Annotated in this window: 16 protein-coding genes; 9 read left to right on the top strand and 7 right to left on the bottom strand. The window is 40.2% G+C overall.

All coding sequences use genetic code 11. The features are described from left to right. The first annotated feature begins 13 nt into the window (after window positions 1–13). Together HS960_RS26650 and HS960_RS26655 are read left to right on the top strand one after the other, a co-directional pair. A complete protein-coding gene (locus HS960_RS26650; RefSeq protein WP_120336345.1) occupies window positions 14–586 on the top strand; it encodes a hypothetical protein in 573 nt (190 codons plus the stop codon). Between the two features lie 137 nt (window positions 587–723). After that, window positions 724–6,723, top strand: coding sequence for an alpha-2-macroglobulin family protein (locus HS960_RS26655; protein ID WP_182330908.1), 6,000 nt, complete (start codon window positions 724–726; stop codon window positions 6,721–6,723). A 72-nt stretch (window positions 6,724–6,795) separates the two neighbouring features. Here the strand turns inward: HS960_RS26655 and HS960_RS26660 are convergent, their stop codons facing one another. From HS960_RS26660 to HS960_RS26680, 5 genes are all read right to left on the bottom strand, one after another. Next, window positions 6,796–8,235, bottom strand: coding sequence for a TolC family protein (locus HS960_RS26660; protein WP_182330909.1), 1,440 nt, complete (start codon window positions 8,233–8,235; stop codon window positions 6,796–6,798). Then, complete coding sequence (locus tag HS960_RS26665; RefSeq protein WP_182330910.1) at window positions 8,228–11,389, bottom strand: efflux RND transporter permease subunit; 3,162 nt, start codon at window positions 11,387–11,389, stop codon at window positions 8,228–8,230. Before HS960_RS26665 ends, HS960_RS26660 begins: the two co-directional genes overlap by 8 nt. Window positions 11,390–11,405: 16 nt before the next feature. After that, window positions 11,406–12,485 (bottom strand): efflux RND transporter periplasmic adaptor subunit, encoded by a 1,080-nt coding sequence (locus tag HS960_RS26670; protein WP_228280133.1) that lies wholly within the window; start codon window positions 12,483–12,485, stop codon window positions 11,406–11,408. Between the two features lie 111 nt (window positions 12,486–12,596). Continuing rightward, the gene (locus tag HS960_RS26675; protein WP_159731548.1) at window positions 12,597–13,019 is read right to left on the bottom strand and encodes a hypothetical protein; all 423 of its coding nucleotides are present in this window, start codon (window positions 13,017–13,019) and stop codon (window positions 12,597–12,599) included. 533 nt (window positions 13,020–13,552) lie between these two features. Then, window positions 13,553–13,789: a YdeI/OmpD-associated family protein gene (locus HS960_RS26680; RefSeq protein ID WP_182330911.1), complete on the bottom strand. Its 237-nt coding sequence runs from the start codon at window positions 13,787–13,789 to the stop codon at window positions 13,553–13,555. 206 nt (window positions 13,790–13,995) lie between these two features. Between HS960_RS26680 and HS960_RS26685 the strand changes: the two genes are divergently transcribed. The 7 genes from HS960_RS26685 (at window position 13,996) to HS960_RS26715 (ending at window position 20,014) form a co-directional block, all read left to right on the top strand. Continuing rightward, window positions 13,996–15,021 carry an NAD(P)-dependent alcohol dehydrogenase gene (locus HS960_RS26685; RefSeq protein WP_159731544.1) on the top strand — a complete coding sequence of 342 codons (1,026 nt, stop codon included), beginning with the start codon at window positions 13,996–13,998 and terminating at the stop codon, window positions 15,019–15,021. A 227-nt stretch (window positions 15,022–15,248) separates the two neighbouring features. Then, complete coding sequence (locus HS960_RS26690; protein ID WP_159731542.1) at window positions 15,249–16,100, top strand: universal stress protein; 852 nt, start codon at window positions 15,249–15,251, stop codon at window positions 16,098–16,100. A gap of 197 nt (window positions 16,101–16,297) precedes the next feature. Continuing rightward, complete coding sequence (locus HS960_RS26695; protein ID WP_182330912.1) at window positions 16,298–17,110, top strand: glycoside hydrolase family 16 protein; 813 nt, start codon at window positions 16,298–16,300, stop codon at window positions 17,108–17,110. A 39-nt stretch (window positions 17,111–17,149) separates the two neighbouring features. Beyond that, window positions 17,150–17,884, top strand: a complete 735-nt coding sequence (locus HS960_RS26700) for a YoaK family protein (protein WP_182330913.1) — start codon at window positions 17,150–17,152, stop codon at window positions 17,882–17,884. A gap of 32 nt (window positions 17,885–17,916) precedes the next feature. Continuing rightward, window positions 17,917–18,756: a helix-turn-helix domain-containing protein gene (locus tag HS960_RS26705; protein ID WP_182330914.1), complete on the top strand. Its 840-nt coding sequence runs from the start codon at window positions 17,917–17,919 to the stop codon at window positions 18,754–18,756. Window positions 18,757–18,823: 67 nt separating this feature from the next. Further along, window positions 18,824–19,438, top strand: a complete 615-nt coding sequence (locus HS960_RS26710) for a DUF417 family protein (RefSeq protein ID WP_153845266.1) — start codon at window positions 18,824–18,826, stop codon at window positions 19,436–19,438. A gap of 168 nt (window positions 19,439–19,606) precedes the next feature. Next, a complete protein-coding gene (locus HS960_RS26715; protein ID WP_182330915.1) occupies window positions 19,607–20,014 on the top strand; it encodes a hypothetical protein in 408 nt (135 codons plus the stop codon). Window positions 20,015–20,072: 58 nt separating this feature from the next. Here HS960_RS26715 and HS960_RS26720 read toward each other — a convergent pair whose 3' ends face one another. Further along, complete coding sequence (locus HS960_RS26720) at window positions 20,073–20,249, bottom strand: DUF6496 domain-containing protein (RefSeq protein WP_182330916.1); 177 nt, start codon at window positions 20,247–20,249, stop codon at window positions 20,073–20,075. 110 nt (window positions 20,250–20,359) lie between these two features. Beyond that, complete coding sequence (locus tag HS960_RS26725) at window positions 20,360–22,168, bottom strand: glycoside hydrolase family 2 protein (RefSeq protein WP_182330917.1); 1,809 nt, start codon at window positions 22,166–22,168, stop codon at window positions 20,360–20,362. Window positions 22,169–22,295: the final 127 nt, after the last annotated feature.

The following is a 22,295-nucleotide window of genomic DNA, read 5'->3' on the forward strand; positions in this document are numbered from 1 at the left end:
ATAAAATAGAATTATGGGAAATAAGAAAGCAATATTCACTTTTGTAGGCCTGGTATTGGTTGCAGTAATTGGTATTGGTATATGGGCTTACCGTCTTTTGGGAAATATGGAGGCGGATCAGGAAAAAACAGAACAATTATCTTCCCGAATTTTAGCTGGTTTTGGCGATCATACCGCTATTTATAAATATCCAGTACAATTGTCCGCAGTAGACTGGGGGAAGAGCTGTCTAATTCTTGAAAATGGCGGTGCCGGTGATTTGGGAATAACTTATAAGGAAAAATGGAACGAGGCATTGGGAACAGTAGATAATTATCCCGGTGATGCTGTCAAAGGCATTGTTATGATAGCGATGGACATGCAGGAAAAAGGAGAGTACGTCAATAAGATCGGTCAAAAAGATAAAGCTTATCAGCGCAATTATATTATTAGCTATGTAGATCTCGACAAGAAGGTAGTCATCGCCCGCGATACCCTATATGGTGAGGAGCCGCCTTTGGTCAATCGATCCTCCGGTTCGGGAGCAGGTGACTTTCCCTCGGACACTGAAGTTATAGATTCAATCAAAGGTAGGTTGAAATTGTAATTTTTTTTTCTCCATTTATGGAATTTCGATATTCTTCGCATCCCTGCACGAAAGTTGAAGTGCCGGATGAAAGAATCTAGTACTTGGCTTTAGGTAAATTTATCTATTTTTAAAAGAATTTAGCCAGTATCTTAAACATGAAATGGAAATCAATTGTTGTCTGCTTTTTAGCTGTTCTGTATTCTGTGGTCCTTTGTGGGCAATCGAACTTATTCAATAGCCCGCGTGGATCTGCTGACTATTATATTTATAAACTGAGCCCAGAAGTTTTAAGAAAAATTCACTTGGGAGAAAAGAAATTCGATGAAGCTATGCTCAGCGATTTTTTTCTTAAGTATAAGGCCGGAAGTCCGCAGCCGACTTTGCCCCCTGGTAATTATGTTCAGGTCCGCGCCAGTGGAGCTGATCTCATTTATCAGGAGTTGATTAGTGATAACCTATATGTCAAGATTATTCCGGCAGAAATTTTTGCGATTTGTCTATACGATTCTCTGGGAACGATTATAAAAGATGCGCAAGTAAAAGTGAAGGGACGTCGCATGTCATTCGATAAGAAGTTTCATTATTATAAAGCTGCCAATGCAAATAGTGACGATATCGTCACTATTGAACATAAGGGTGTCTATCATTACCTGAGTGTAGAACGGAGTTGGCCTTACAAAGAAAAGGTTCCATTATGGAGAGGAATCAAAAATAGCTGGCTTAGAACAAAGTTTAAGATTAAGAGGTTCTTTCATAAACAAGAAACTGAACGGACAGAAAGCTTTATGGTTTTTAACAAGCCAATGTATAAGCCAAATGAGCAGGTTAAATTTAAAGCTTATCTTGAGGAAGAAAAATGGAAACCTTACCGTGATTCTATTGCCGTACGTCTGACAGGTGGGTATGGATATGCCAAAGATACCGTTTTGGCCCGACTTGCTCCCTATCGTCCAGGAATGTACAACTTTGCATTTGATTTGAAGGGGATTGGCCTTATCCTTGATAAAGATTATGGGATTTCTTTAGAATCTACAAAAGCCAAAGACGTCTTGCAGCATCAGTCTTTCCGATATGAAGACTATGAGTTAAAAAGCCTAAGCTTTAATATGACGTCCGAAAAGACGAAATATGCTAAAGGAGACAGTGTGCGACTGAAACTAAAAGCTTTAAATGAAAATGAAATGCCCATATATGATGGGAAAGTAGATGTGCGTGTTGTGACAAGTCCACTTTATACGCTTGATATAAAGTCCAATAAGGTCAATTTTATTCCAGATACATTATGGCAAACGAGCGTTTCGCTCGCAGATGTCGCGGAAAAGGAAATTGTATTACCTGATTCAATCTTTCCGGCTGACATAGGTCTTACATTTCGGGTTATTGGCACCTATCTAAGTTCGGATAATGAAAGAATTGAACGAAGTCTCGACCTCAATATACTCAACAGCGAAAAAGAAATTCGTATTGCTGTAAAAGACGGGCATGCAGAGCTGAAGTATTTCGAAAAAGGTGTTGCGATGTCAGCAACTGCTCAGCTAATGATATTAGGTGAACATCGTGAAGTGCTGAAGACTGAAAATTTGAGTTTACCTAATTTGGTTTCTATACCTTGGCAGGCCGAAGAAATTGTTGTCAAGTCGAATGGATTCAGTAAAAACGTTTATCTGGAGGATCAAGAGCAGGCACAACTGAATTATCGGTTTTATCGAACTACGGATTCGGTGATATTGCATGTCAATAATCCCGCTATGATTCCATTTTGGTATCGTGTCTATCGTGCTGGTCGTACGATTGCTTCGGGTTATAATACCAAATTAAATAGTACATTTTTAGCTCGGGGAAAAGACGGGTATAGCATGGAAATCACCTATCTTTTCGGAGGAAAATCAAAAGTTATCCAGGAAGAATTACCCTATGTGGAGAAAAATTTAAATTTGGCAGTCAACACGGCGACGACAGTTTATCCGGGGCAGAAGGCTGATGTAGAACTTTCGGTTACGGATAAGAATGGTAAACCGTTGAAGGATGTTGATATTACGGCCTATGGTTTTACCTCAAAATTTAGGTCAGCAACCACTCCAAATATTACTATGGGTGGTCTGATGCGAAGGGCAAGAGTCTCACAAAATCTTAATTTTAGTTTGGATGATGATGAGAAGGTTCATCAGGGAGCTCTTCAAAATTGGGCAAAATGGTCTAAAGACATGCAGTTGGATACGATGGCTTTTTATCGGTTTTTATATCCCAAAGATTATTATCAGGAGTCTCTTCCTCTAGATGCTGTCAAGAGCCAGATTTCCCCTTATGTCGTTGTAAATGGTGTAGTGCAGGGGATACATTTAGTTTGGATAGACGGTGTACTGACTTATGCTAAACAAGACCAACAAAATAACAATACTATTTTTGAAGTTTCTCCGGGGCAGCATGATTTTAGATTTAGGACCAAGGATCGCGACATTCGTGTAAATGGCTTTTATCTTGAAAAAGGGAAAAAGGTCATTGTTTCCTTTAATGCCTCGCAGGATACAATTGGTTTTACCTACCCCGAAAAAGCATTCAGCAAAGGCCAGATTTTGGTTTACCGATTACCTAAAGAAGAACGTGGTAAGCTCTACACTAACGAATTGACTGAATTGAAGCGCCAGTTGATTACAGTAACCAACAATTTTGGAGCCTGGCAATTACCCAATAATAATGCATTGATTGTGATGCCTGCATATATCCAGACAGCGGGAGATCTCTACTACCTCAATCCCGTAAGAAAAACTGTTTACGATAACCGGTTGCGGACACAGGTTCCCGTACCCCTGATGGTGGGACCATTTCCAAGGACAGAAATGTATAACGGTGTGTCCAAAATAGGTACGCTTATGGTTGACACAGCGAAAATTGGACGTTTTGAAATTGAGGGAGGCTATCAATATAGCATCTATAAAAATTACCAAAAGCAAAAAAGCTGGGATGGCAATCCTTTGCGGATTGATCTGTATGATTTTAAGCCAAATTTGGATTTTCAGGAGAGGGTATGGACCTTGGAGGATATCAAGGCAAATGTAGAACGTACTTTCCAAGAGACCATGCAGAATAGCACGGGACCTGCACAATTTGCTACGGTGAAAAAAGGAAAAAAAGACGCTATTTTTAAATTGAATTTAACTCTGGGCAATGATGCTGCACAAAAAGGGATTCGACCTGCATTGATCTTTATTGAACCGACGAATGTAGAGGAGAGAATGTATTTTCGACTGTTTTACGGTGGGCATCGAACTTTTGGAGATCTTCCGGTCGGCGATGTTACTTTGCATATTGTAAAGGATGATTCAACTTCTTTTAGTTTACCAATCAAACTCAAGGCCAATGGGATGAATTATCTCAGACTGGATTCTATTCAATGGAGCAATGCATCCCAAGCGGCGAGATTGGCTTACAAACTTGTACGCGATGAAATTATTGTGCGTACCGTGGAAAATCCATTGCGGGATTCTATAAGACATGGGCAAGAGATTGATCCGCAGCTCAAAAAAATAGACCGAGAAGATTTTAGAGCGAAAAGAAAGAATAATAAGGTCGCAAGGATTTTGGTTTACGATGGTGATACGCCATTAATTGGGGCTAAGGTGAGTGTTTCGGATACCAAAAAACGATATTTCGCAAGCTTTGACGGTAGTTTGGAACTTGAGCTCTCCGATGACAAAAATACGCTACTTGAGATTGCTGCTTTAGGGTACAATACAGCTACAGTCAAAGTCTCCAGTGGCAAAGATTATTTCGTTGAGTTAAAGCCAAGCGAAAATCAATTGGATGAAGTTGTTGTTGTGGGGTATGGCGTCCAAAAAAGGCAATCATTGACTGCGGCAGTGAAATCGATCAATGCTAGGATGGATGGGGTGACTACGGCTATGTTGCAGGGGGCTGTAGCAGGGATTCGTATTCGTGGCGCTGCTAGTCCGGCTCCCAATGAAAAACCATTGATTTTAGTAGACGGAGTCCCCTTTGAAGGTGATATTTCAAGTCTTGATCCATCGACTATCGCGTCATTGAATGTGATTAAAGATCAATCTATGCTTGGATTGTATGGTGCTCGGGCCGCCAACGGCGTGGTGATGGTTCAGATGAAAGCTGGAGCTTCTGCGGCATCGACAGGTGCTGTGGATATGCCCTATTTGGAATCTGGAAATACGATGCGCGTGAACTTCCGCGATGATGCATTCTGGCAGCCAAAGCTAACTACCGATGCTCAGGGAAAAGCTAATTTTGAAGCGACCTATCCGGATGATATTACCAATTGGCGAACATTCTTTATTGCTAAAGGAAATAAAAATTTCGCCGACATGAAAGAGCTAAATGTCAAATCTTTTAAAGCTGTTTCGGCACATTTGTCGAGTCCCCGATTTGCCATCAGAGGTGATCAGTTTACAGCCATGGGACGGGTTGTCAATTATCTTAGCGACAGCTTACAGCTCTTGCGTACCATCAATAATGGACTAACAACGCAGGAGGCAAAGTTGAAAATTGCGAAGTCCTATCGGGATCCTATATCGGTTATTGCCGATAAGGGGGACAGCATCCAACTTGCTTATTCGATCGGATTGTCAAATGGATATTTTGATGGTGAAAAACGTAGCATTCCGATTTTTGAAAAGGGGCTTGAACAACATGAAGGAGATTTTAAAGTGCTCAACAGTACCGCAGAGTATTTGCTAAAAACTTCTCCTGCGCTAGGCGAAATCACCTTGCATGCCGAAGCAAATTCGTTGGAATTTTTACAACGGGAAATCGAATCGATCGATCGTTACAAATTTCTATGCAATGAACAGATGGCTTCCAAATTGAGCGCGTTACTTTCTAAAAAAGAGCTCGCAAAATTGATCGGAAAGCCCTTTACAGAGGATAAGAAAATAAAGGATCTTTTGAAGGAGTTACAGAAAAACAAAAATTCCAATCAGGGCTGGGGCTGGTGGAACAAGAGTGAAACCGAGAGCTGGATCAGCAACTATGTGATCGGGGTACTGTTGGATGCCCGAGAAGCAGGATACCAGGTTGAGATCGATACGGAGATCTATGCAGAACGTGAAAAGACCATGTTGAAAAGCAGCTTGGCTTCGCTGGATCTTCTATTGGATAAAGATAAGCTTCACGGGGCCAAAGAGAATTTGTTTGGCTCCCTGGTATATCTGCTCCGCTTGGATCCTAAAACCGATTACAAAGATTATTTCTTCGAAATTGATACAAAACTGAAAAGTAAAACCATTAAGGATAAACTGTTGAAATATCTATTGATTTCAAAACTGGGTCTTAAGGATTCACATGCTGCAGATACCGTTCTTAAATACTCCTCAAAGGCTATCTTAGGTGGGTTATATTGGACTTCTGGAGCTGCAACAGATCAGAAAGGCGGATTTTTTATGCGACCTACGGAAACCAATACCGAGAATACACTGTTGGCTTATGGTGTCTTAAAATCAATTGGCGGTCATGATTCGGATTTAGAAAATATCCGTAATTACTTTTTCGCGCAGCGGCAGCAAAACCAATGGTATAATATCTACGAATCTTCGCGTATCATACGAAGTATTCTTCCTGATTTACTGAAAGAGGGTGAGTCTTTCCAGGCACCGGTTATGGTCATCAATGGCAAACGCGTCACTACATTTCCGTATACGCAAAGCTTTAAGTCGGATGAACAGATTAAAGTGAGGAAAGAAGGGACGGGGCCGGCTTTTGTGACAGCCTATCAAAATTTTTGGAATCCAGATCCTGTCATAGAAAAAGAAAAGGGCCTTGCCGTGGCAACGCGATTTAAGGACAATGGTGCTACGGTAGCGGCGCTCAAGGAAGGAAAGCCTGTAAAACTTGAAGCAAGCGTAACTTTAACTGGTGAAGCTGAGTATGTGCAGATCGAAGTTCCTATACCGGCGGGATGTTCTTATGAAACCAAAACCAATGGATACTATAGAATCGAGGCACACCGGGAGCATTTCAAAGATCGTGTTGTCATTTTTTGCAATAAACTGGGGAAAGGTGCGCATACCTTTGAGATCGAACTTTTACCTCGTTATACCGGGACTTATACTGTCAACCCCGCGAAGGCTGAATTAATGTATTTCCCGACATACTATGGAAACGAGAAAATGAAAGAAATCGTGGTGGAGTAAATATGCTTTTACAAAAAAAGGGACTTATCACATGATAAGTCCCCAACATATAAAAACTAAAATTAAATTGTGCTATTGATGATCCCATCCACCACCTAGGGATCTGTATATCGCTACGCTTGCTTTGAGTTGGTTGACCTTTTTCTCAACGAGCTCAAATTTGGATTCCAGGGCATCGCGTTGTGTCAGCAGAACCTCCATATAATCTGCGCGGGCGTATTTAAAGAGGTCGTTGGAAATACCGATAGACTCATTTAATGCATCGACTTCCTTGGTCTTAATTTGTAGGCCATTCTCGAGATTTTTAATTTTGGAGAGCTGGTTTGCAACTTCAATATAAGCCGCCAATATGGTCTGTTCATAATGGTAAACAGCCTGAACCTGTCGTGCATTTGCGCTATAATACGCGGCTTTAATTGCCCGTTTGTTGATCAAAGGGGCAGTAAGTTCACCAACGAGGGAAGAGAGAAAGGCTTCCGGTTTGATGAGATAAGTCGGATCAAAAGCTTGAAAACCTACTCCCGCCGCAATGTCCAAAGAAGGGTAAAAGCGGGCTTTGGCCGATTTGATGTCCAGTTTGGAGGCTGCAAGTTCATATTCGGCCTGCTTTATATCCGGTCTGTTTTCCAGAAGGTCGGCCGGGATGCCCGCATAAACGGTTTGTGGAACAAGCTTATCAAAGGATTGTTGATCCCTTTGAACCGGCTGCGGGAATCTTCCAACAAGGTAGTTTATTCTATTTTCTGTTTCTGTGATCTTCTGCTTGATATCATATTGCATACCTTGGGTTTTCAATATTTGGGCTTCAAATCTTTTGACGGCAAGTTTATTGGATCGCGCATTTTTCTTCAAGTCATTTACCACGACCAGTGCATCGTTTTGAATCTTTACATTCTCATTGATAACCAAGAGTTCGTTGTCCAGCGCCAGGAGTTCATAATAAGAATCTGCAATTTCAGCGATCAGGTGAGTTACCATAAAGTTTTTGCCTTCCACGCTGGCAAAATACCTTTGCAGCTGCGCTTTGGTCGCATTGTGGAGTTTACCCCAGATATCTGTTTCCCATTGTGCCTGTACACCAACTCCAAAATCAAATAGCGGTTCCGGCATTTCGCGTCCGGGTTCGATTTCCGTATTCTTTTCCATCGCTCCAATGTTTGTGTAGCGACTAACTTTGTCGACCCCGGCGCCAACTTTTACACCTACGGAAGGTAGATATTCACCTTTTTTGGCGCTTACCTCATTTTTGGCTATTTCAATTTCCTGAAGCATAATATGTAGCTCCTGGTTGTTTGCTAGTGCTTGACCGATCAGTCCTTGTAGATTGGGATCGCTGAAATAGCTGTTCCATTTGATTTTTCCTGTATTCACGGTGTCGCTGTCAGCATCGCTATATTTCCCAGGAACGGTTCTATTTTCGGCACGTTGTTTTATTTCCAGTGGTTTGCAGGCTGCAAGACTAAGCAAGAAAAGTGCGAAACCTGTATAGTGATATAATCTGTTCTTATTCATAATGTATCATGTCTTCGCTTAATGGTGATTCGTCTTCGGCTTGGATCATTTTTCTTCCGTCAGCCAATTTTGCAAAAATGTAGTAAAGTCCGGGAATGACAATAACGCCAAAGATTGTTCCGACGAGCATACCTCCCAGTGCTGAGGCACCTATGGTGTGGTTACCGATAGCTCCGGCACCACTGGCAAAGACAAGTGGTACAAGTCCAGCGATAAATGCAAATGAGGTCATGAGGATCGGTCTGAAACGCGCTCGTGAGCCCTCAATAGCTGCTTCCAATATGCTATCGCCAGCTTGGCGCCTTTTCACGGCAAATTCTACGATAAGCACCGCATTTTTACCCAATAAACCAATAATCATGATCAGTCCGACCTGTGCATAGATATCATTTTCAAGTCCCATAACTTTTAATAGGAAGAATGATCCAAATACACCAACTGGTAGCGACAACAATACCGCAAACGGAATGATGAAGCTTTCGTACTGCGCAGCAAGTACAAGATATACGAAGACTAAGACGACTAAAAAGACATAAACGGCTTCGTTTCCACGTTGAGCCTCATCATAGGACAAGCCCTCCCAGGCAACTTTATAGCCATGTGGTAATGTTTGAAGTGCAGTTTCGTTGATTGCCTGAATAGCGTCGGCCGTTGTATACCCATTTGCCGGAAGTCCACGGATGGCGGCCGAATTGTACATGTTGTAGCGCGTGATTTCGTTTGGTCCCTGTGTTTTTTTTAGGGTCATAAAGGCCGAATAAGGAACCATTTGGTCATGATCGTTTTTGACGTAAAGGTTCATGATATCGGAAGGTAACCTTCTAAATTCTGGTGAAGATTGTACATAAACCTTGAAGAATTGACCGAAACGGATAAAACCCTGCTCATAGGTACTACCGATAAGGATATTGAGGTTGTCCATGGCTTTACCAATGGAAACGCCTTTTTGCATGGCGGCGTTATTGTCAAATACCAATTCGTATTGTGGGTAGTTGGCGGCAAAGAATGTAAAGACCCCGGTCAGTTCCTTACGTTTCTTTAGATTAGCGATAAACGCTTTATTTACTTTATCGAAATCTTGGTAATCGGTGGTCCTATTGAGGTCCAGCAGGCGCATGGAGAAACCTCCAGAAGAACCAAAACCCGGAACAGCGGGAGGTTCGAAGAATTCAACCGTTGCACCTAGATTTTTTGATTTTTCTTCAAGTTCTTCCATGATCTCTTTAACGGAGTGTTCACGTTCACCCCAGGTTTTGAGGTTGATAAGACAGGTTCCGGCATTCGATCCACGACCTTCGGTCATGATTTCATAACCTGCCAGTGATGAGACAGATTCAACCCCATCTACCCCTTGACAGATCTTCTGGAGCTCTCTAGAAAGCTTATTGGTCTGTTCCAATGTTGATCCTGGAGGAGTCTGAATAATGGCATATATTGTGCCTTGGTCCTCACTCGGTATAAAACCTCCTGGAAGCGTTTTGTTAATGACGAAAATTCCGACACAGAATGCTATTAAGATACCCCATGTAATCACTCTTCGGCTGGCAATTTTACGAAGTAAGGAGGCATACTTGCCCGTTATTTTATCAAAAGTACGGTTAAAAAGGTCGAGCGATTTAGTGAATACGTTTGATTTTTTGGGTTTACCATGGTTATTTTTTAGGAGCATCGCAGCCAGCACAGGAGTAAGGGTTAATGCGACTACTGCAGATATCACGATGGAACTGGCCATGGTAATTGAAAATTGACGGTAAAATGTTCCGACAGGACCTGTCATAAATGAAATGGGGATAAAAACGGCAACCATAACAGCTGTAATAGCGATAATAGCACCTGCGATTTCGGCCATGACTTCTTTTACAGCACTGTACGGCGATATGGCACTTTCTTCCATTTTGGCATGTACTGCTTCAATGACCACAATGGCATTGTCTACGACAATCCCGATGGCAAGCACCAACGCAAACAAGGTCACTAAGTTGATCGACATGCCGAACCATTGGATGACGAAGAATGTACCTATCAGCGAAACGGGCACGGCGATGATCGGAATCAAAGTCGAACGCCAGTCGCCAAGGAAAATAAACACAACAATGGCAACTAAAATAAAAGCATCGCGTAGGGTATGCATCACCTGTTCGATAGAAGCATCCAAGAATTGGGATACGTCATAACTGATTTTATAGTCTATACCTGGGGGAAAGTTACCTTTCATCTCCGCAAGCTTTGCCTTCACATCTTTAATAACGTCATTGGCATTACTACCATAATTCTGTTTCAACACAATCGAAGCCGAGGGATGCCCGTCTAAATTGGAATAGATGTCAAAGAATTCACTTCCCAGTTCGACTTTAGCTACGTCTTTTAACTTGATGTTTTCACCGTCGCCGTTTGCGCGAACGATAATATTGTCATATTCTTCAGGTGTATTGTATTGCCCTTTATAGGTTAGGACATATTCGAGGGATTGCGCTGCAATACCCGAGCTTTGCCCCAGTCGACCGGGACGGCCGATGATACTTTGTTCTCCTATCGCTTTCATCACTTCGTCAACTGACAAGCTGTAAGCGCGCATACGGTCGGGATTTAACCAGACGCGCATGGCATATCTACGGCTACCTAAGATTTGCGATTTGGCGATACCATGAATACGATTGATTTCAGGAATGATGTTTACAGTTGCGTAGTTGTACAAGAACTTTTCATCCATGCTTTTATTCGTACTGTAAAGATTCACGTACATCAGCATACTGGGCTGAATTGGATTGACGACGACTCCTTCCTTTTGAACAAGTTCAGGCAATAGTGGCATAACTTGATCCACCCGGGTTTTCACCAGTACTACGGCATCGTTGGGGTCTGTTCCAGGGTCAAATACGACGTTTACGGTCGCTTCACCGGCACTGGTCGCATCGGTTGCGATATAGCGCATTCCCTGTACACCATTGATTGCATTCTCCAGTGTAATCAGGGAGGATTTTACAAGTACATCAGCACTTGCACCAGGATAGGCAATGGAGACCGCAACTGTAGTCGGTGCGATTTTTGGAAATTGCTCTGTAGGAAGTTGCTTTATGGCCAAACCTCCGATAAATAGGATTACAACCGATATAACAATAGCAAATACCGGTCGGTGTATTACTTTTTTAAACATAATGCTGCTTTTTTAATTACTCTGCATATAAATCTAAGTTTGACATGACTTTCTCCGGAGTCTGATATTTGGATTCAATAGTCTGGTTTTCCTGTACCATGCGAAGTCCATTCAGTAGAATCTTTTCGTCCTTGCCCAATCCGGAAGAAACAACATAGATATGCGGCAGTTCGGCAGCAACTTTTATTTCTCTTGCTTTTACTTTATTATCTTTTGTAATAACGTAAACATATTTTTTTTCAAGCTCCTCGAATGTAGCTTTCTGCGGTATCATAAGCGCATTATTATAGGGCGATGTAATGACGATATTACCTGTCTCGCCATAACGCAATAATCCCTTTGGATTTGGAAAAGTCGCTCTGTAGGCAATATTTCCAGTTTCATTATTGAAGTCTGATTCAATTGTTTCAACAATACCCTCATGACCGAATTCTTTTCCATTGGCCATGTTTAACCGTACATGCAGCGGGCTATTGTCTTTTTTTGCGTCCATTTGATTGAGGTATTCGACTTCGGGGACATTGAAGTAAACCCACATTTTACTGTTATCGGACAATTCTGTGATCAACTCGCCTTCATCGACAAGACTTCCTTTACGGACATGAAGCTTACCAACGATGCCGGAAAACGGTGCTACGATGTCAGTAAATTTGAGATGCGTATTCATAGCGGCTAGCTCAGCTTTGGCTTTTTCATATTTTGCTTTTGCCATTTCAGTTTCCTGCGGAGCGACAATCTCTTTTTCGGACAGATTTTTGGTGTTCTGATATTCGATTTCAGCATATTTTACCTCTGCTTTAGCACGATTAACATCGGACTCATAGAGGTTGGGCATGATTTTAAAGAGGGGTTGTCCTTTTTGTACAAATTGACCTTCATCGACAAATATCGATTGAATGTAGCCTTTTTCTTGCGCACGCAATTCAATATGGTTGATCGAACGGATTTGGGCGACATAATCTTTATTGACAATTGTATCTTTGACCAAAGGAGTAGTGACGTTGAAAACTGCAGCTTCTTTTTTGTCTTTTTTTTCTGACTGACAGCTTGTAGATAGAATAATAAGGCACAGGCTTATATACATAAAGCTTCTCATGACCATGATAATAGTTTTTTAATAATTTTCGAAAAATTGAACAATAGTGTGACATGCTTCCAGGTGATTTTGAAAGCTATTTTGATGTTTTTTTAAGAAATTATTAAAAAATCACAGCCTGAATACACTGTAATGGATGTATAGGGCGTTTTTTCGTGAAGTAAGCTGGTTGGAATTTGCAAGCGAAACTGCTGTGCGTGTATTGTGAAATTGAGGATGGATATAGGCGGCTAGATTTCCAAAACCATCTCCTGTAAGTGCGAATAAATTCGGGCTATTGGAATCACTTCCCGTGTCGTCGTTTTCATTATCATTTTCTGAAAAATAAGCCCTTAGTTTTTCATGCCGATGACGTTTAGTTTTGCGAATAACTTTGGTCTCATAACCTTCGCTTTTTACTTGCTTGTTGAAGTGATTGACAGCATGAAGATTGCAGGAGGGGATATTATTTGGTGTTGCCACATGATACCAGCCAAAACTGATAAGTATTGCGCAAACCACGCCGAACAGATATTGATGGAATTTTCCTTGCATCCTTGAAAGCAAATGTAATTAAACTTTAAAAATGATACAAGTGATTTAGGTATGGAAATTTTAAAGTTTATGTAATATTGTTACAAAGTGTTTAAACTGACGGTGTTTTAGTGATTAATTGTGTAAAAATTGCTCAAATTCCGTTTTTGAAATTGTGTTTAGGTGATATTTTTAAAAAATATGACCTAAATAGCTTTAGTTTTCTTCAATGGGTTATGTTTTTAGGTGTTTTTCGAATTTATTTTCGTTGTTTTTTAGTTTGATGTTCTTTCGAATGAGCTGGGGAAGTGGAAATTACACTTTTTTTATTCTCTAATAGGTGAAAGCGTTTGTCCTACTTTTATGCTGTTGTGAATGAGTTTTTTAAAAAAAGTTTGCTTGATTGAAAAGTGACTTGTTCTTTTATAGGGTACTTTGCTATCGCTTGATCTAGTTTATTGAGGCGGCCCTGATCTATTCTTACAATTGGGCAAAAATGGCTTACGGTACTTTTTGATAAGTAGGTAGCAAGCGTAATGCCCAATTGGCTTGTTCTAGACCGTTTTAAGGGTTTTCTGATTATTTCGTAGCATTTGTATTGCTTTTTCAGCTCTTGTCTTTCGGGTTTGTTCCTGTTTTGCTGATCCAACCCAATCACAATAGCCTTGTTTGTATGATTTGGAAAGTGTTTCAAAAAAAGCATTGGCTTTTTCGTCCATATCCAACAATTGTTGGAGTTCCATAGGGACGCCTTCAATATGTTCACCTTTTTTTAGCATGTATTTTATCATTTGATTCCCGATAAAAATACATAAATATCCTCGGGTTGCCGGCCTTTATTGCATGAATACTTTTGACTTGCCCGTTAGGTAATACGATCAGGGGATTGCAGTACTTTTTCTTGAAATAAGACTTACAAGTTGCCGCTGTCTTCATATGCGTTGAAACATATATCGTTCTTATTTGTTTTTCTATTAGTCAACAAAAATTTTTCAATATGAAAGCAGTACGTTTTTTTGGGCATAAAGATGTCCGCGTTGTAAATGATATGGTCAAGCCCGTTCCTAAGGGTGATGAAGTGTTACTAAAAATTGGTGGCGCAGGTGTTTGTCATTCTGATCTCCACATTATAGATGAGGGGACCGTTGTAGGTACGGTATTTACCTTGGGACACGAAAATGCGGGCTGGATTGAAGAAGTTGGATCGGATGTAAAAGACTATAAAAAAGGAGACGCGGTACTGGTCTATGGCCCTTGGGGTTGTGGGCACTGTAAACCCTGTCAGCAATCAAAGGAAAATTATTGTGATCACCAGTCTGAAATGGCTTATGGTGGTGGGCTAGGCCTTGATGGTGGGATGGCGGAATATATGCTTGTCCCTTCTTCCCGTTTACTGGTCCCAATTTATGACTTAGATCCAGTCATTGCTGCGCCATTAACGGATGCGGCACTTACTCCTTATTCGGCGATAAAGCGTTCGATAGGCAAATTGACAGCAGATGAGTATGTGGTTGTGATCGGAGTTGGAGGTTTGGGCCATGTTGCCTTGCAAATACTAAATGAAGTAAGCGCGAGTTCAATTATCGCCTGTGATGTCACCGAAGAAAAACTAGCCTTTGCTAAAGAACTGGGCGCAGCCTATGCGGTTAATTCGAAAGATGCAAATGCAGCCGAACAAATCAATAAGATTACTGGAATTAAAAAAGCTAAAGTTGTGATTGATTTTGTCGGCGCAACATCGACTATAGATCTAGGAACAAAGGTTGTTGGTTTGGATGGTGACCTGACAATTGTTGGATTAGGTGGGGGACACTACCAGTACAATATGTCGGGGCTTCCTTTTGGTGTGAGTATGACAAACCCATATTGGGGCTCGCGGGTTGAGCTTATGGAAGTTGTAGGTTTGGCTAGGCAAAGGAAGATTCATATTGAAATTGAGCAGTTTAAGCTTGATCAGGCTAACGAAGTTTATGATCGAATGCGCAACGGTAAGATCAAAGGAAGGGCTGTACTGATTCCTTAGTAAAAAAAAAGTCTATCTTTTTAGTAGTTTATTTTGGTTTTTATCTTTTTGATGCTTATCTTTGTTGTATCATAATTTAGGTTTATAATTGGTTATTTAAGGTTTTCATTCTCCCCGTTTGAAAACCTTTTTTTTAAAGTCTCTCTTTTGATTTTTTATTAAAAACCTTCTGCCTTCTTTACTGTTGTAATACTAATAATCCGCGCTGATTTATCTGCAAAATATTTATGGACAAAACAATTCTCGTACTCACCGATTTTTCTGAAAACTCATGGACTGCTATTCGATATGCGGCGAATCTGGCTAAAAAATTTAATTGGACAGTAGAGCTTCTGCATACTTATACTATCCCAATAAAAGACAGTGTCCATGCGAAAATGGAGAATATGTTTTTGACGCCTCAGAAGGAAGAGGCTGAAGGCATGCTCAAGGACTGGCAGATACGTATCGACGATGAATTTCCTGATCTCAGCTGTAAAACCGTAAGTTTGCCCGGCGACTTGGAAAAAACGGTACTAAACTTACTACAAGAAAAGGAATATCGCTTTATCGTTATGGGAGCTAAGGGTAAAGGTATGATACAAAAAGCGGTCTTGGGAAGCAATACCTTCGCCCTGATAAAAAAGAGTCCAATTGGTGTCTTGGCAGTACCGATCACTTTCCAAAAATTTAGGTTACAAAATATCGGATTACTGAGCAATTTTAAAGCGTCCGAATATGATCTACTCGACAGTTTCATCTTACGTGTACCGGAGAAATTTAATCTCAGCCTGTTGCACGTAACACAAAAGTATATCTCTCCAAAACAAGAAGATATTGAAGACTGGAAACAAAAGCTATCTGTCCAATTTTCGTTTAATAAAATTGATTATGTGGAAAAAAATGCGGTCAATCGCTTAGATTACAATATGCCTATACCGCGTTGCATCGACTACATGGTAGAAATCGAAGCTATTGATCTTTTACTTGTGTCGTACAGTCCTAAAAGTTTTTTCAAAAGTATATTTTCCAGAAATCTTACGAAAGCAATTTATCGTAATCTGACGGTTCCTACTTTTTTTAAGCGTAATTTATATTAATTGTCGGTAATCTCCTCCTTTTTATTACTATCCATTGGTTAATTGTACACGGTTTAGTAAGTAGAAAATGATTGCACTAAAGTTAATAGCCGTGATTTTATGATTGCTAACTGAAATTTAAATCGCCTCTCCGATATGAAGTAATGTATTCGTATTTTTCATTAGCTTTATACATAGTTGTATAAAATATAAACATAATGAGCCTTTGGATACTTCCTTTGATCACAATACTTTCCGCAAGTCCCGATAGTACGCATGCAGGAGAATATAAGTTTGCTGAAACGCCCAGTTGGAGTGATGAGTTTGATTACAATGGTCTGCCAGACGCAAAAAAATGGGGATATGATGTAGGCTCCTTGCATAATGGTTGGGGAAATCATGAACTTCAATACTATACAGATGCAAACAGGAAAAATGCAAGTGTGGCAAATGGTGTTTTACGTATTACTGCAATAAAAGAACAATATGAAGGGTTGGACTATACTTCTGCTAGGCTGGTCAGTAAGAACAAGGGCGATTTTCTGTATGGTCGATTTATAGTCCGAGCCAAGGTACCGAAAGGGAAAGGTACGTGGGCAGCCGCTTGGATGTTGCCGACAGATTGGGTTTACGGAGGATGGCCACATTCGGGAGAAATAGATATCATGGAGCATGTCGGTTATGCCGAGAATGCAATACATATTACCGTTCATACAAAGGACTATAATCATTCCATTGGAACTCAAAAAGGAGTGATGAAGCGAATTGATCAGGCAACATCGGAGTTTCATGATTATCGGATAGACTGGACCCCCGAGTATATCCGGGGTTTCGTGGATGATGTACAGATCTATAGTTTTCCGAATGAAGGAAAAGGCAATGGCGTGTGGCCATTTGATAAAAGATTTCATTTACTATTGAATCTAGCCGTTGGTGGAGATTGGGGCGGTGTGCAAGGCATCGATGCCAGCGCATTTCCTACAGAGATGGAGGTGGATTATGTCAGGGTATATGATTTACTGAAACCTTAAATGAATCTTATTTTCTCTAATTTATAAAGATTAATTCAAATGTTTAGGCATCAAGGGAGAGGAAGGAATTATACTCATAATTTGAAGTTAGCCTCTATTTTGTCTTGTGTTGCAGGCCTGGTTAATATTACAGGTGTTCTTGCCGTTGGCACTTTAACAACAAATGTCACAGGTCACTTCGCATTTTTTTCAGAACAGTTGATTTTAATGAATTACAAGATGGCTTTGATTTATTTGTTATACATTGCTTTCTTTTTAATGGGAGCATCCGTTTCAGGTTTTATCGTAGAATTAGCCTCAAAAAATAAATCACATAACGCCTATATCATTCCAATTTGTATCGAGTCTATTATCTTAATTAATGTAGGACTGCTCCCAGCTTTCGTTAAAGCAGGACCAACGTTTCCAGCAATAATTTCATTTGCCCTTCTTTTTGCTATGGGACTTCAAAATGCCCTGGTAACGAAGGTGTCACAATCAGTTGTCAGAACGACGCATTTGACCGGATTGTTTACTGATCTTGGTATTGAACTTTCACAGTTGCTTTTTTATAGAGAAATTGCTGAGAAAGTGAAATTACACAAAAGTATTTTTCTTAAGTTGATGATTATTGGAGGCTTTTTTATCGGGGGAATTATAGGTGGTTTTATGTTTCAATATTTTAAATTGAAAACATTGTTGTTACCCGCTACTATGCTTTTGTTTGCCTTATGGTATGACCATATTCTACTTAAGTTTTATCATTTGAAGCGAAGCTTAAGACCGGATGAATAGGTTCGATTAAATTCATATTTTAGCTTAATAACATGAACTATTCCCATATCCTGTTTGAAAAATTAGTATTATCTGCCGGTAGATTCAACATTAGTGAACCATTGTACTGCATTCTTTTATTTGAAAAAGCGGCGAGTTTTTCGGTTGATTTGGTGACATACCATGCGGATCCTAAAAGTATTTTGTTTTTGTCTCCCTATCAGTTGTTTACGATGGATGTCGTGCTGAAAAGTACTTTCAGTGTGCTAAAATTTCACGGCGATTTTTATTGTATAGAATATCATAAAGATGAAGTTGCCTGTAATGGAATTCTATTCAACAACATCTACCAGCAACCTCATGTGTTGCTCTCAGCAGCTATTTATCAAGAGATATCAACGATCATGGAAAAAATAGATCAGCTCAAAATGTCGTCGGAATCCTATGATCAGTCATTGAGCAGAACCTATCTACAGCTGATTTTAGCGCTGGCGAGTAGAGAAAAGCTACTTTTTAACGACGTACAAAAACCGTATTGGGCTCATAGAGATATTATTGATGACTTTGAGCAGTTTTTGGAAAAGAATTATAAAGCGCATAAAGAAGTTACCTTTTATTCAGCGAACTATGGTTTAAGTCCAGCCGTTTTTACGAAAAAAATAAAATTGAAATGGGGAAAATCCCCTTCAAAGTTGATCCAGGAACGCCTCGTATTGGAAAGTAAAAGACAACTCCATTTGACGGCCAAAAGTATTAAAGAAATAGCAGCCGATTTGCAGTACAAAGACGAGTTTTATTTCAGTAGATTTTTTAAGAAGATGGTAGGCGTATCTCCTAAGGTATTTCGAAAGCGTGTCGGTTTATCAATTGTTGCCGAAAAGTCTATGTTATAGATCTATTTGTCCATGTCGTGGATTTAAGCCATTGTTTAGTTTTGCATGGTATTAAACAAACTACATTATGGAGAAAATAATAAAGCTATTGGCAAAGTCGCAATATACCTTTACTAACTTTGCTAGAATTTCAATTTTTATTGTGATGGCATGGATTGGAGGATTAAAAGCATTTCAATATGAAGCTGATGGTATCGTTCCTTTTGTTATTAATAGTCCGGCAATGCGTTTTTTTTATCATAATACGGAAAAACGAGTGTTGGATAAAAATGGAGAGCTAATACCGGAATACCAGTTGTTTAAAAACCCAGAGGGCCGTGTCGTAAAGAAAAATATTGCATGGCACCAAGAAAATGGAACCTATATTTTCTCTTATATACTTGGCTTTGTAATTGTTTCAATTGGTCTGATGATATTTTTAGGTATCTGGTATCCTAAAATCGGAGTCTTGGGGGCGTTGTTTACAGTGCTTATGTCATTGGTTACGCTTTCTTTCTTGATAACAACACCAGAAGCGTTTGTGCCAAAGCTAGATGGGGATTTCCCGTCACCTAATTATGGTTTTCCTTATTTATCTGCGGCCGGTAGATTAGTCCTGAAAGATGTAATTATGCTTGCAGCAGCATTGATCATTGCAGCAGAAAGTGCCAGCCGTCTGATAAAAAAATCGGATATAAAATAAAGACAGATAGTTTTTGTTTGTGAATTAGCAGCAGGTTGTTTGCTGGAGGCGCAATAACGACTCAGGGGAAATCAGCTAACTTTTGGAAGGTATCTTTGATGCCAGCTGTATTTTGGCAGCATCTTTGTATCTCGTCGTTAAACTATATTGAGTTATACCGCGAACGATATGAAAATAATACGAACGACCCTTCCATTTCTTCTATTTAGTTTCATCCTTTTAGTTGGATGCAACAATAGTCAACAGATCAGGATGATTGATAAAGATGGGAACACACATTTATTGACAAGAGAAGGTGATCGAAAAGGAGAATTGGGACTGCAGCGTATCATCGCTCGTGGCAATGATACAGTAATAACGATTGATGGTGCAGGTCATAAAATGATATGGACAGCTTCAGATGTGACCAATATTGATACAACAAAGATTCAATATTATCTCAAAAAGAGAAATGGAAGCAGTGTTCATATTTATACACCCGTAGATGTAAATCAAAATTTTATAGATGTCGAGGATAGTCAAAATGTTTTGTCAGATCCTTATGATGGTACAGATAAGAAAAAATCCATACTGTAGATTGCCGCATGAAAAAGCATAATTTGGGCTAAAGAGAAAATCCTAGCAAGTTTACTTGCTAGGATTTTTTTTTGGGTACTTTGGCACCTTCTTTTTTGGCTTCGGAGAGGCCAATGGCAATCGCCTGTTTTCGTGATGTTACCTTTTTTCCGCTACCAGATTTTAATTTTCCCGCTTTCATTTCGTGCATCGTCTTTTCAACTTTCTCAGATGCTTTTTCTGAATATTTTGCCATAATAGTGTTACACCTTGAACTGTTATTAAACACTTCTGCAAAAAGAACAGCTGTTTCAGTTGAATCGTTTGAAAATTCTTTGAGAGCGAAATAGCGAACATCTTTATCCGCTAATTCAATTCATTTCCAGCTTTAATCACGGCTTGGTTGACGGCTTTTATTCTTTCAAGAACCATTTTTTGTATTTTACGGTCGTAAGTCAATAGTCCATTGACTTCGTGTTCCACGTCGGTAGTTTGCGTATAAATAGCAACACTCAGTCCTTTGTATCGGAGCAATTGTTCGACATTATCCATTAGGAATATATAACGGTCTGTGAGTGCCTCTATAGTGGGTTCGTATGCATAGGCATTGTTTTCGACAGGCCACATGTGACCGCGGACAAATAAGCCTACGCCACCAAACTCTCCAAGGGAAGCTGCCCGTTTCGAATCAGGTTCTGAGGCACCCTTGGGGCCAACATAGATATGGGTGTCAACAAAATCTCCATTTCCGGGATCACCATAAGCTTTTTGGTAAGATGGATTGTTGTTAAATCCCGAATTACCGTTCACTAAACGTGAAGGGTCATATTGTTTGGTCCAGTCGGTAATATTGCGTACATCGAAAGCGCCCCAGTTTTCGTTAAAAGGAACCCAGGCGATAATGGATGGGGAGTTGTAGTGGTCGTCAATGATGGCCTTGTATTCATCACGAAATGCTTTTCGATAAATCGTAGTATCTTCATCGGGATACCAAAGGCAAGGCATATCTTGCCACACGAGCAGTCCCATTTTATCTGCCCAATAATAGAACCGTTGGGGTTCGGTTTTCATATGCTTACGAATGAGGTTATAACCAGCTTTTTTGGTAAACTCGATGTCATATTTGAGAGCTTCTTCCGTAGGTGCTGTTAGAATACCATCGGGCCAGTATCCCTGATCCAGGAGACCGAGCTGCATCACAAATTTGTCATTCAATAGCGGCCTTACAATTCCGTTTACCTTACCAAGTTTAATATCACGCATACCAAAATAGCTCTTCACCTCGTCGATGATTTCTCCATTATTCCCATGTATACTTAATTTTAAATCGTATAAAAAGGGGGAGTCAGGAGACCAAAGTTTTGGATTTTCTACCGGGATATTAAATTCCATGCCCGACTGAATTACCGTTTTTGAAATTTCTTTTCCCTCGGAAGAAACGATGGCCGTAACTTTTGCCTTCGCTGTGCTAGTGACCTGTATTTTTAGTTGTTTTTCTGCTACTTGAGGTAACAATTTGATTCCCTGTATATGGTTTTTGCTTACTGGTTCCATCCATACAGTTTGCCATATGCCAGAAGAAAATGTATAGTCGCCTCGAGGTCCATTTTTGCCCGAAGGATACTTACCGTCGTTCCTGTCATGCGCTGCAACGACAATGTTATTTGGACCGGCCTTTAAAAACTCAGTGATGTTGATCCAGAAGGAGTCGTAGCCACCTGAATGAGTACCAGCTTTTCTTCCATTTACAAATATGGTCGCATCGTGATCCACTGCACCAAAATGGAGTATAATATCTTTCCCTTTCCAATGATTAGGTAGCTCGAAATTTTTACGATACCACAGATTAATTTCTCGTTTGCGTTGTATTCCGGATAAATAGGACTCTGGACAATAGGGGACAAGAATGCTTTCTCGGCTGTGGTCAAAGGAAATGGGGATAGCAGGATTCAGTGCATTGGGAGCATCTTTTCCACCTATATAATCCCATTTACCGTTGAGACATAGCCATTCATTCCTTTCCATTTGGGGACGTGGATATTCGGAGAGTGGAATTTCTGTTTGCTTGGCTATTGCTGTCCATGGGGTTGAAAGCTGTGGCTGTTGTGCCAAAGCATTAAGCCAACCGAAGAGCGATAGTGCCAGCACAAAAATTGAGGTTTTGGTTTTTATCATGGTATACTTCTTGGTTTTTCAGAATATGAATATAAGTATACTAAAATGATTTAGTGAATTATAAACGAAATGTTACTAGTGCGGCTTTCGATATTGGGCTTGGTTGGTTGGTTGGTTGGTTGGTTTG

This window comes from Sphingobacterium paramultivorum (assembly GCF_014109745.1).
GTDB lineage: Bacteria > Bacteroidota > Bacteroidia > Sphingobacteriales > Sphingobacteriaceae > Sphingobacterium > Sphingobacterium paramultivorum.

Excerpts from the sequence above, each read along its gene's own strand:
- HS960_RS26650 (WP_120336345.1), top strand. The coding sequence starts at position 14 with ATGGGAAATAAGAAAGCAATATTCACTTTTGTAGGCCTGGTATTGGTT.
- HS960_RS26655 (WP_182330908.1), top strand. The coding sequence starts at position 724 with ATGAAATGGAAATCAATTGTTGTCTGCTTTTTAGCTGTTCTGTATTCT.
- HS960_RS26660 (WP_182330909.1), bottom strand. The coding sequence starts at position 8,235 with ATGAATAAGAACAGATTATATCACTATACAGGTTTCGCACTTTTCTTG.
- HS960_RS26665 (WP_182330910.1), bottom strand. The coding sequence starts at position 11,389 with ATGTTTAAAAAAGTAATACACCGACCGGTATTTGCTATTGTTATATCG.
- HS960_RS26670 (WP_228280133.1), bottom strand. The coding sequence starts at position 12,485 with ATGAGAAGCTTTATGTATATAAGCCTGTGCCTTATTATTCTATCTACA.
- HS960_RS26675 (WP_159731548.1), bottom strand. The coding sequence starts at position 13,019 with ATGCAAGGAAAATTCCATCAATATCTGTTCGGCGTGGTTTGCGCAATA.
- HS960_RS26680 (WP_182330911.1), bottom strand. The coding sequence starts at position 13,789 with ATGATAAAATACATGCTAAAAAAAGGTGAACATATTGAAGGCGTCCCT.
- HS960_RS26685 (WP_159731544.1), top strand. The coding sequence starts at position 13,996 with ATGAAAGCAGTACGTTTTTTTGGGCATAAAGATGTCCGCGTTGTAAAT.
- HS960_RS26690 (WP_159731542.1), top strand. The coding sequence starts at position 15,249 with ATGGACAAAACAATTCTCGTACTCACCGATTTTTCTGAAAACTCATGG.
- HS960_RS26695 (WP_182330912.1), top strand. The coding sequence starts at position 16,298 with ATGAGCCTTTGGATACTTCCTTTGATCACAATACTTTCCGCAAGTCCC.
- HS960_RS26700 (WP_182330913.1), top strand. The coding sequence starts at position 17,150 with ATGTTTAGGCATCAAGGGAGAGGAAGGAATTATACTCATAATTTGAAG.
- HS960_RS26705 (WP_182330914.1), top strand. The coding sequence starts at position 17,917 with ATGAACTATTCCCATATCCTGTTTGAAAAATTAGTATTATCTGCCGGT.
- HS960_RS26710 (WP_153845266.1), top strand. The coding sequence starts at position 18,824 with ATGGAGAAAATAATAAAGCTATTGGCAAAGTCGCAATATACCTTTACT.
- HS960_RS26715 (WP_182330915.1), top strand. The coding sequence starts at position 19,607 with ATGAAAATAATACGAACGACCCTTCCATTTCTTCTATTTAGTTTCATC.
- HS960_RS26720 (WP_182330916.1), bottom strand. The coding sequence starts at position 20,249 with ATGGCAAAATATTCAGAAAAAGCATCTGAGAAAGTTGAAAAGACGATG.
- HS960_RS26725 (WP_182330917.1), bottom strand. The coding sequence starts at position 22,168 with ATGATAAAAACCAAAACCTCAATTTTTGTGCTGGCACTATCGCTCTTC.